Source organism: Marinobacter sp., assembly GCF_033722195.1.
GTDB lineage: Bacteria > Pseudomonadota > Gammaproteobacteria > Pseudomonadales > Oleiphilaceae > Marinobacter.
The window spans coordinates 20317-30031 of the sequence record NZ_JAWVZL010000038.1 but is presented as its reverse complement, the minus strand read 5'-3'; the positions used below and the strand labels follow the sequence as shown (position 1 = coordinate 30031).

The following is a 9715-nucleotide window of genomic DNA, read 5'->3' as shown; positions in this document are numbered from 1 at the left end:
TTACGGCCTTCTCCGGCTCAGTCAAATCGGCGCTCCAGTTGTTCGATCAGCTTGCGGTGAATACCGCCAAAACCACCGTTGCTCATTACGACAATATGGCAGGGCCGGCTCACCTCGGCCAACGCAAGTTCGATCAGCCGCTCGACGGAGTTCTCGACCCGGTGCCTGCCTACACCCTCCGGCGAAACCGTGCTTACCAGCGCCGGCAGCCAGTCCATGCCCCCCAGGTTGGCCCAGAGCACCCGGTCGGCGGCGGCGGCGCTGGGCAGCAAAGTGGCCTGGTGCACACCTCTCTGCATGGTATTGGAGCGGGGTTCGATCACGGCGATGATGCGTTCGTCCCCCACCCGGTTGCGCAGTCCCTCCAGGGTGGTGGCGATGGCGGTGGGATGATGGGCAAAGTCGTCGTAGACCCTGACACCGGCCACATCCGCCAGCAGCTCCATGCGGCGCTTGACTCCGGAAAACCGGCTCAGCGCGGCCACCGAATGGTCGGGGGTGACGCCCACATGGCGGGCGGCGGCAATGGCGGCCAGGGCGTTGCGGACATTGTGCAGGCCGGTGTGGGCCCAGTTCACTGTGGCCACCGGCTGCTCCCGGTGCATGACCACGAAGCGGCTGCCGTCGTCGCTGAGCAGCTCTGCGCGCCAGTCCGCCTGGTCCGCCTCGCTGCCGATGGCGGTGTCCTGCACACCACTCCAGCAACCCATGGCCAGCGCCCGGTCCAGGTGGGTGTCCTGCACCGGTCGCACGATCAGGCCATTGGCCGGCACCGTGCGCACCAGATGGTGGAACTGGCGCTCGATGGCCTCGACGTTGTCGAATATGTCGGCGTGATCAAATTCCAGGTTATTGAGGATCAAGGTACTGGGGCGGTAATGCACGAACTTGGAGCGCTTGTCGAAGAAGGCGCTGTCGTACTCATCCGCCTCGATCACGAAGAAATCGCTGCTGCCGAGGCGGGCCGAGACCGGAAAATCCTTGGGCACGCCCCCCACCAGGTAACCCGGGTCGAAGCCGGCCTGCTCCAGGATCCACAGCAGCATGGCAGTGGTGGTGGTCTTGCCGTGGGTGCCGGCCACCGCCAGCACCCAGCGCTTGCGCAGCACTTTCCGGGCCAGCCACTCGGGGCCGGACATGTAATCCAGGTGGCGGTTGAGCACCGCTTCCACCTCGGGGTTGCCCCGGGACATGGCGTTGCCGATCAGCACCAGGTCCGGCGCCGGCTCGAGGTGGGCGGCGTCGTAGCCTTCCATCAGGTCAATGCCCTGGGCTTCCAGCTGGGTGCTCATGGGCGGATACACGCCCTGGTCGGAGCCGGTGACCCGGTGGCCAAGCTGACGGGCCAGTACCGCCAGGCTGCCCATGAAGGTACCGCATACGCCGAGTATGTGAATGTGCATCGCGCCCTGCCCTGCCGTTGCTGTAAGCTGATCCGCGCAGCACCATGGCCACGCTCAAGGTGCCAAGCGTCCAGCATCCACCGGACGCCGTCAAGGCCATTGTGGCGGCGGTTCCGGCGCCGGCAGATCATGAAAACCCCGAGCAATTGGCGTATCATGCGCGGCACATGTCAATTCAGCAGGAGGCGCCAGCGCAAGATGGCCATCAAGAACGCGTTTTATGCCCAGTCCGGCGGCGTTACCGCCGTCATCAACGCCAGTGCCTGCGGAGTCATCCAGACCGCGCGCCAGCATCCGGACCGGATCGGCACCGTCTACGCCGGTCGCAACGGCATCATTGGCGCTTTGCGTGAGGAATTGATCGACACCAGCGAGGAGTCGGCGGAGACCATCGAAGCGCTGCTTCATACCCCGGGTGGCGCCTTCGGCTCCTGCCGCTACAAGCTCAAGAACTTCACCGAGAACCGGCGTGAGTACGAACGCCTGATCGAGGTCTTCCAGGCCCACAACATCGGCTACTTCTTCTATAACGGTGGCGGCGACTCCCAGGACACCGCGTTCAAGGTGTCACAGCTGGCCGAGCGCATGGGCTACCCCATTACCTGCATCGGCATTCCCAAGACCGTGGACAATGACCTGCCCTTCACCGATTGCTGCCCGGGCTTCGGGTCGGTGGCCAAGTACGTGGCCACGTCCATCCTGGAGGCCAGCCTGGATATCCGCTCCATGTGCGAATCCTCCACCAAGGTCTTCATCATGGAGGTCATGGGCCGCCATGCCGGCTGGATCGCCGCCTCCGGTGGTCTCGCCGGCCGGAACGAGCACGAGCCACCCCATATCATCCTGTTCCCGGAAGTACCGTTCGACCGTGACGCCTTCCTGGCCCGGGTGGAACATTGCGTCAAGAACTACGGCTATTGCGTCATCGTTGCCTCTGAGGGCGCCCAGTACGAGGACGGCCGCTTCCTGGCGGAAGCCGGCAGCAAGGATGCCTTTGGCCATACACAGCTGGGCGGCGTGGCGCCGGCCCTGGCCAACATGGTCAAGCAGGCCCTGGGCTACAAGTATCACTGGGCGGTAGCGGATTACCTGCAACGGGCCGCCCGCCACATTGCCTCTGCCACCGACGTGGAGCAGGCCTACGCGGTCGGCAAGGCCGCCGTGGAAATGGCCCTGGCGGGCAAGCAGGCGGTGATGCCGGTGATCGTGCGGGAGCAGGCCAAGCCCTACCGCTGGCGCATCGGCGAGGCCCAGCTCAGCGAAGTGGCCAACCAGGAAAAGAAAATGCCCATCCACTACATCAGTGATGACGGCTACGGCATCACCCAGGACTGCCGGGACTACCTGGAGCCACTGATTGCCGGCGAGAGCTTCCCGCCCTTCGACAACGGCCTGCCACGGGTGGCCCACCTGCAGGCGGTGCTGGCGCCCAAAAAGCTGAAAACGCCATTCCAGGTCTGACCACTGAAAACGGCGCTCATCCGAGCGCCTTTTTATGCTCCTACACCCTTCAGCGGGCTGCAGCCGTCTCGTTCCGCCTGACGTAGCTGGAGAACTGATCAAATCCCCCGACGTACTGGTCACCCACCAGAATCTGGGGCACGGTGCGCACCGGCCGATTGAGAGTCTTCTCCAGCTCGGCCTTGCTGATACCCTCCGCGATCATATCCACGTAACGGTAGGGGATGTTCTTGATTTCGCACAGTTCCCTGGCCGCGGTGCAGAAACCGCAACCTGAGCGACCGTAGATGGTAACGCGCTCCATGACTTTCCTCCGGTTGAACTTGGCGACCGCAACCCGCGCCAGACCGGCTGCTGTCTTTTTCCAGCATGACAGAGACCTGCTCTATTTCAATCCAACAGAATCCATAAGTACCATAGTGCGAGGCCATGACCCGCGCCGGCCCAAACAGCCACAGGCTAAGCCACGCTTGCACTGCCCTCGGGAGACCACGAGGCGGCGCCACTCACCCCAAGGAGCTCAGTTTGGTCTACCTCACCCTGTTCCTGACCGCCTTCGCCGCCGCCACCCTGTTGCCGGCCTATTCCGAAGTGCTGCTGGGAGGTCTGGTGAGCCAGGGCTATTCAGCTTGGGCGCTGTGGTTCTGGGCGACACTGGGCAACACCCTGGGATCGGTGGTGAACGGCATCATCGGCCGGCAGATCCAGCGCTTCAAGGACCGTCGCTGGTTCCCGGTGTCCGAGAAACAGCTTGAGAATGCCCAGCGCCGCTTCCAGCGCTATGGCCAGTGGTCTTTGCTGATGGGCTGGCTGCCGGTCGGCGGTGACGCCCTCACCGTGATCGGCGGGCTGATGCGGGTACCCTGGCTGAATTTTGTGATCCTGGTGGCCATCGGCAAGGGCGCCCGCTACGCGGTGGTGCTGTGGATCGTGCTCTACGCCTCGTCCCCGGGCACCGCCTGAACCTTAGTCGCCGCTGTCATCCGGCGGCGGATTACCGTAGAGGTACTTGCGCAGCAGGTCCTCGCCGTTGAATTCGGCGTTCAGCACGGCGATGAAGGTGTAGACGCCGATCAGCTTGCGGTTGAGGAACACGAACTCCTTGGGCGGAATCCGGAAATAGCGGCTGATGGCGGAGCGGGCCGCCTGGCGGGCCACCCGTGAAGGCAGCTCACTCTGTTTCCAGCGATACTGGCCGTACTCGTTGACCGCCTCCGGCGGCCAGTCCTCAGGGCTTTCCGCCAGGGGCTCCAGCACCGACATGCAGACCTCCCCGAAGCGCTTGAGCACGTCGTCGGGCCAGTCACGCCGCATGAAGCGAAGCTCGATACCACCCTCGATCACATCGTCCAGGTCCTTCTCATAGGAGGCCTTGATCATCCGGATCACCGGGTCCAGGAACTCACTGGAATAGCTCTGGACGGCGCCAAAATCCAGCAGCACGATCTGGTCATGGTCGGGCCCGCCGTCACGCTCACCGGCCAGGCGGATGCGGTAATTGCCGAAATTGGGGTCGGTCTGCATCTCGCCCCAGACAAACAGCTCACGGAAGAACAGCTCCAGGGCCGCCCGGCCAAGGTCGCTGCGGCGGTCCAGGGAGAGCTCCCGTACCGTCACCGAACTGACCGAATGGCCGGGTTCGTAGGTGGAGGCGATCACCAGGTCGCTGGAATAGCGCTCCAGCACCCGGGGCACCACAAAGCGGGGGTCATTCTTGAGCATGTCGCGGAATTTGGCGGTGGTGCGGGCCTCCAGGCGGTAGTCCACCTCCCGGTGCATCATTTCCCGCACTTCCTCGAGCCAGTCCTGGAACTCCGGACCGAACGACACCAGGCGGGCGATCCGCAACAGGTTGGCCACCGAGTTCAGGTCGCCGTCCACGGCATCGGCCACCCCCGGATACTGGACCTTGAGCACCAGCTCCAGATCGTCGCTGCGCCGCCGGGCCCTGTGCACTTGACCCAGGGATGCGGCACCGATGGGCTCCGGGTCCACCTCCAGCTCAGCCAGCCGCTCGGCCCCCAGCTCGGCCTTGAGGACGCGCTCGATGGACGGCCAGGCCAGGGAGGTGGTCTGGTCTTCCAGGGTGTGCAGAGCCTCGGTCACCTCTTCCGGCAGAAAATGCTCGCCGTAGAGCGCCATGACCTGGCCGATCTTCACCACGCTGCCTTTGAGCTTGCCCAGCTCGTCCACCAGGAACTGTGCCTGGCTCGACAGCATGGCGCGGTGCCGTGCCTCCCGGGTCTCCTTCTTGCTCAGCCAGTTGGTGGCCATATGGCCGGCCATTCGGGTGCCGGCAAACAGACCTGCCCGGGTCAACGACAGGCGGCGTTCGAAGCTGCCTGTCTTGATGCGATCGACCGGATTTCCAGAGCGCTTTGCAGCCATTCAGTGGTTCCGAGTTCAGTGAGTGAGTCAGGACGCGGCATTATACGTGTGTTCAGGATTTCACGGGTCACTGCCATGCCGCAACCCCGGCGACGATTCAGCCAATGCTTCTGTCCTACAATCCTAGTTTACTATGGCTATTCGCCGGTGAACGACGGCTTGAGGTTACGATTCTAAACAGACTCCGACCCCCAACCGGAATAAGCTGAAAGCGGGTTCAGGCCAAGCCGCGCCCGTTTGCTACCAATAAAAGTGGTGACCCAATGTCCGAAACCGCTGCCACGCCGTCCAGGGCCGATCTCTCCCAGTTTCGCGTCCGCGGCGAGATCCCGGTGCCCAGCCTGATTGTCGGGCTGACCCTCGCCGCCATCCCGCTACTGAGCTTTTTCGCCTTTCGGGCCCACCTCAAGAGCGACGCGCAGACACTCTACGTGCTGGCGTTCTTTGCCGGCGCCCTCTGTCTCAATGCCGTCTGGTATTTGCTGTGCCGCAACGACACGATACTGCGCCGCGGCTTCATCGTCCTCATCACAGTCCTGTTTTTTTACCTGGCGGTGGCCGCCACCGAGAACGGTGCCGCCATCATGTGGCTCTACGCCTACCCGCCGATCATCTTCTACATCAGCGATGCCCGGGTCGGCGTCATTGCCTGTGCCGGTGGCTATGCCGCCCTGGCCACCCTGTTCAGCCCACTGGGGGCGTTGATCGCGGAGACGCCCTACAGCGTCAGTTTCAAGATCGTCATGCTCTGCGCCCTGGCCTTCGAGATGGTCAGCTGCTACGTCCTGGACCAGAGCCGCCGCCGCAGCAAACTGGGGCTGCTGAAACTGGCTGCCGATTTCGAATACGCCGCCAAGCACGACGCCCTGACGGGACTGGCCAATCGCCGCGAGGGCCATGCCCAGCTCAACATCGAGCATGAGCGCTATCGGCGCCATGGCCGGCCTTTCAGCGTGGTTCTGATCGATATCGACCTGTTCAAGAACATCAACGACACCTACGGCCACCTGGCCGGCGACCGCATGATCACCATGGTGGCCCGCACCCTGCAGGCACAGTGCCGCAAGGTGGATACCGTAGCCCGCTGGGGCGGAGAGGAGTTTCTGGTGGTCCTGCCGGAGACTGACGGCTGCGAGGCCTGCCGCACCGGTAACCGCATCCGTCAGGCCATTGCCGATCAGGTGGTGGAATTCGAAGGTCAGGCCCTGGCCGCTACCATCAGTGCCGGTGTGGCCACCATACTGGGCGCCGAATCCATCGACCGCCTGCTGCAACGGGCGGACGACGCCCTTTACAAGGCCAAGACCTCCGGCCGCAATACCGTCTGCGATGGCGAGGCACTCGACAGCCCGGGTCAGCCGGTCAGCGAATCCGCCTGATAGAGCCGGTCGGTGGGTCGCAGGTCGGCATTGGCATAGCCGATACGATGAGCCAGTTCCCGACTAAGGCGTCCGGCAAGATCCGCAACCCGGGAGCCGGGGACAAAATCGCTGACTTGGCACATGGCCATGCCGGCGTAGCCGCAGGGATTGATGCGGGAGAAGGGCTCCATGTCCATGTCCACGTTCAGCGCCAGGCCATGGAATGAACAGCCCCGGCGCACCCGCAGCCCCAGGGAGGCGATTTTGGCCGCCCCCACGTAAACCCCGGGGGCATCCGGCCGGGGCGCTGCCACGATACCCAAGTCCGCCAGCACGGCCACGATGGCCTGTTCGATGTGGTCCACCAGGGTCCGAACTCCGAAACCGGCGCGTTTGATGTCCACCATCAGGTAGACCACCAGCTGACCCGGGCCGTGATAGGTGACCTGGCCACCCCTGTCCACCTGCACCACCGGAATATCACCGGGTGCCAGGATGTGTTCGGCGCGACCGGCCTGGCCCTGGGTATAGACCGGCGGGTGTTCCAGACACCAGAGCTCGTCCGCCACGGCGCTGTTGCGGCTGTCGGTTAGCGCCTGCATCGCCTGCCAGGTCTGCTGGTAGGGCTGCCGGCCCAGATTGCGGATGATCAGCTCAGCCACCTTCAGAGCACCATGTGAACCCGGCCACTGGCCTTCAATTCCTCGAACAGCGCCTTGAGCTGTGCCTCACCGGTGGCGCGGATGCGCAGCTGCACCGAGGAGAAGCGGCCCTTGCTGCTGTCGTTGACCGACACGTCGGCATCGGTTATGCCGGGGGCGTGTCGGTCTACCACCGTGACCACGAAGTCCCGGAAATCCGGCGCCGCAACGCCGATTACCTTGATCACGTAATCACAGGGAAACTCGATTTTAGGTGGTGCCTGCTCGGCCATTTCTCACCTCTCGGTAGTCCGATGGATCAGGAGAAAAGCTGGACGAAGAACAGCTTGACGGCATCCCAGAGACGCTTGAAGAAACCGCCCTCCGGTACGCCAAGCAGTGCTACGGCCGGCTCATCCACAATGACCGTCTCGCCCAGCATAACCCGGACCCGACCCAGTTCCTGACCGGTCTCCACCGGCGCCTTGATGATATTGTCCACATCCACCACCGACTCCAGGTCGCCCTTGGAACCCCGGGGAATGGTCACGAACACATCGTCCATGACGCCGATCTGAACCCGCTCGGACTTGCCGCCCCAGACGTGGCTTTCCAGCAGCTGCTGGCCAGCGGAGAAAAGCTGCTCGCTGTCGTAGTAGCGGAAACCGTAGTTCAGCATCTTCTGGACTTCCTGGGCCCGGGCAGCGGAACTCTCGGTGCCCATCACCACGGCGATGAAACGGGTGTCCTCACGCTTGGCGGAGGCCACCAGGCAAAAACCGGCCTCTTCCGTGTGGCCGGTCTTCAGGCCGTCCACGGTTGGGTCACGCCACAGCAGGGAGTTGCGATTGGGCTGACGAATGTTGTTGTAGGTGAAGTGCTTCTCGGCGTAGATGTCGTAGTTTTCGGGGTAGTCGTTGATGATTGCCCGGGCCAGCAGCGCCAGGTCATAGGCGGACGAATAGTTGTCCGGTGACGGCAAGCCGGTGGCATTCGAGAAGTTCGTGTCCTTCATGCCCAGCAGTTGGGCCTGCTGGTTCATGATATCGGCAAAGGCGCTCTCACTGCCGGCAATGAATTCCGCCAGCGCCACGCTGGCGTCGTTGCCAGACTGGATGATCACCCCCCGCAGCAGATCACTGACACTGGCCTCGGTGCCTTCCTTGACGAAGGTTCGGGAACCACCGGTCTGCCAGGCGTTGACACTGATGGGCACCATGTCCGTCATCTGGATGCGGCCCTCGTCCAGCTCCCGCTCAACGATGTAGGCAGTCATCATTTTGGTCAGACTGGCCGGCGGCAGACGCTCGTGACTGTTCTCCTCCATCAGGATGGTGCCGCTGAGTGGGTCCATCAGCACGTATGAAGTGGCACGGATCTCCGGCGGCGACGGAATCAGCACGGACTGTGCCTGGGCTGTCACCGCTACGGCCAGCAGAACGACGGAGAGAAAAACTCGATAGGTAGAAATCATTGCCATGGGTCACATTGTGTCTGTTGGTTTCAGGGGAGTGTGCAGCGCTGAGGCGCCGGCGTCCAGCCGGACTCAGAGCCGATCGGTCAAAACGGTGGCCTGGCGGAAACCGCGGGCCTCCAGCATCTGTTGTTCCGTCCGGGCCTCGTCAGGGCTCTGAAAAGGCCCCACCTGGACCCGGTGGAAAGCCCCGCCGGCGGTGTCCACCCGGCGGATGCGAACCTGGCGGGAGGCATGATCGCGGGCCCGGTCAGACAAGCCGGCGGCGCTGTCCTGCATGCTGAACGAGCCCAGTTGCACGAACAGCGCCTCACCGCCGTCCGGCTCCGGGAGCGCCACTGGCGCCGGGCGGCCGTCACCTTCGCCAAAGGGACGGCCGGCCAGGCTCATGGAGCCGTCCTGCCGCACGGTAATGGCGGCCACTTCCACCCGCGCGGTGCCGCGGGACTGGTAGCCCAGCTTCTTGGCGGCGGCGTAGGAAAGGTCGATCAGGCGGTCACCGTGGAAAGGGCCGCGGTCATTCACCCGCACGATCACCGAGCGGCCGTTATCGAGATTGGTGACCCGGGCGTAGCTTGGCAGCGGCAGGGATTTGTGAGCGGCGGTCATGGCGTACATGTCGAAGATTTCGCCGTTGGAGGTCTTGTGGCCGTGGAACTTCTCGCCGTACCAGCTGGCGATACCACGCTCGACATAGCCATCGGCCGAAGCCATGACCTGGTAGCTGCGACCCCAGACAGTATAGGGTGATTTGTTGCCGGCCTTGCGCGGCGGCTCGTAACGGGGCGTCGCATCCGCCAGGTCGCTGGCGTCGAAATTGCCCGATGGTGCGCGGTCCTGCTTGATGGAGTAGCGGGACGAGGGCTCCGGCGGTGCGGAGGCGCAACCGGCCAGCACCAGGGTGGCAGCCAGCGCCAGCAGGAGTGGCTGGCGGGCAGCGTTTGCGAAGCGGTGAATCATGGTTTCAAACATGGCGGACTATAGACC

At 63.7% G+C, this 9715-nt stretch carries 10 protein-coding genes; 3 read left to right on the top strand and 7 right to left on the bottom strand.

Annotated elements, in window-relative coordinates; genetic code table 11:
- Positions 1-17: 17 nt before the first annotated feature.
- A complete protein-coding gene (mpl, locus tag R3280_RS09065) occupies positions 18-1403 on the bottom strand; it encodes a UDP-N-acetylmuramate:L-alanyl-gamma-D-glutamyl-meso-diaminopimelate ligase (RefSeq protein WP_318998277.1) in 1386 nt (461 codons plus the stop codon).
- A 198-nt stretch (positions 1404-1601) separates the two neighbouring features.
- On the opposite strand from mpl, the gene R3280_RS09060 reads away from it, so the two are divergent.
- Entirely contained in the window at positions 1602-2864 is a 1263-nt protein-coding gene (locus R3280_RS09060) for a 6-phosphofructokinase (protein ID WP_318998276.1), read from the top strand.
- 49 nt (positions 2865-2913) lie between these two features.
- On the opposite strand, the gene R3280_RS09055 is transcribed toward R3280_RS09060, so the two are convergent.
- A complete protein-coding gene (locus R3280_RS09055; protein ID WP_318998275.1) occupies positions 2914-3168 on the bottom strand; it encodes a GrxA family glutaredoxin in 255 nt (84 codons plus the stop codon).
- A 221-nt stretch (positions 3169-3389) separates the two neighbouring features.
- On the opposite strand from R3280_RS09055, the gene R3280_RS09050 reads away from it, so the two are divergent.
- Positions 3390-3827, top strand: coding sequence for a YqaA family protein (locus R3280_RS09050; protein WP_318998274.1), 438 nt, complete (start codon positions 3390-3392; stop codon positions 3825-3827).
- A 3-nt stretch (positions 3828-3830) separates the two neighbouring features.
- On the opposite strand, the gene R3280_RS09045 is transcribed toward R3280_RS09050, so the two are convergent.
- Entirely contained in the window at positions 3831-5252 is a 1422-nt protein-coding gene (locus R3280_RS09045) for an AarF/ABC1/UbiB kinase family protein (protein WP_318998273.1), read from the bottom strand.
- Positions 5253-5515: 263 nt separating this feature from the next.
- Between R3280_RS09045 and R3280_RS09040 the strand changes: the two genes are divergently transcribed.
- Complete coding sequence (locus tag R3280_RS09040) at positions 5516-6631, top strand: GGDEF domain-containing protein (RefSeq protein WP_318998272.1); 1116 nt, start codon at positions 5516-5518, stop codon at positions 6629-6631.
- On the opposite strand, the gene lipB is transcribed toward R3280_RS09040, so the two are convergent.
- The 4 genes from lipB to R3280_RS09020 form a co-directional block, all read right to left on the bottom strand.
- Positions 6607-7275: a lipoyl(octanoyl) transferase LipB gene (lipB, locus tag R3280_RS09035; protein WP_318998271.1), complete on the bottom strand. Its 669-nt coding sequence runs from the start codon at positions 7273-7275 to the stop codon at positions 6607-6609. The genes R3280_RS09040 and lipB overlap by 25 nt on opposite strands.
- 2 nt (positions 7276-7277) lie before the next feature.
- On the bottom strand, positions 7278-7547 hold the full coding sequence (locus R3280_RS09030) for a DUF493 domain-containing protein (RefSeq protein WP_318998270.1): 270 nt from the start codon (positions 7545-7547) through the stop codon (positions 7278-7280).
- 26 nt (positions 7548-7573) lie between these two features.
- Positions 7574-8734: a D-alanyl-D-alanine carboxypeptidase family protein gene (locus R3280_RS09025; RefSeq protein ID WP_318998269.1), complete on the bottom strand. Its 1161-nt coding sequence runs from the start codon at positions 8732-8734 to the stop codon at positions 7574-7576.
- A gap of 66 nt (positions 8735-8800) precedes the next feature.
- Positions 8801-9700, bottom strand: a complete 900-nt coding sequence (locus tag R3280_RS09020; protein ID WP_318998268.1) for a septal ring lytic transglycosylase RlpA family protein — start codon at positions 9698-9700, stop codon at positions 8801-8803.
- Between the last annotated feature and the right edge of the window lie 15 nt (positions 9701-9715).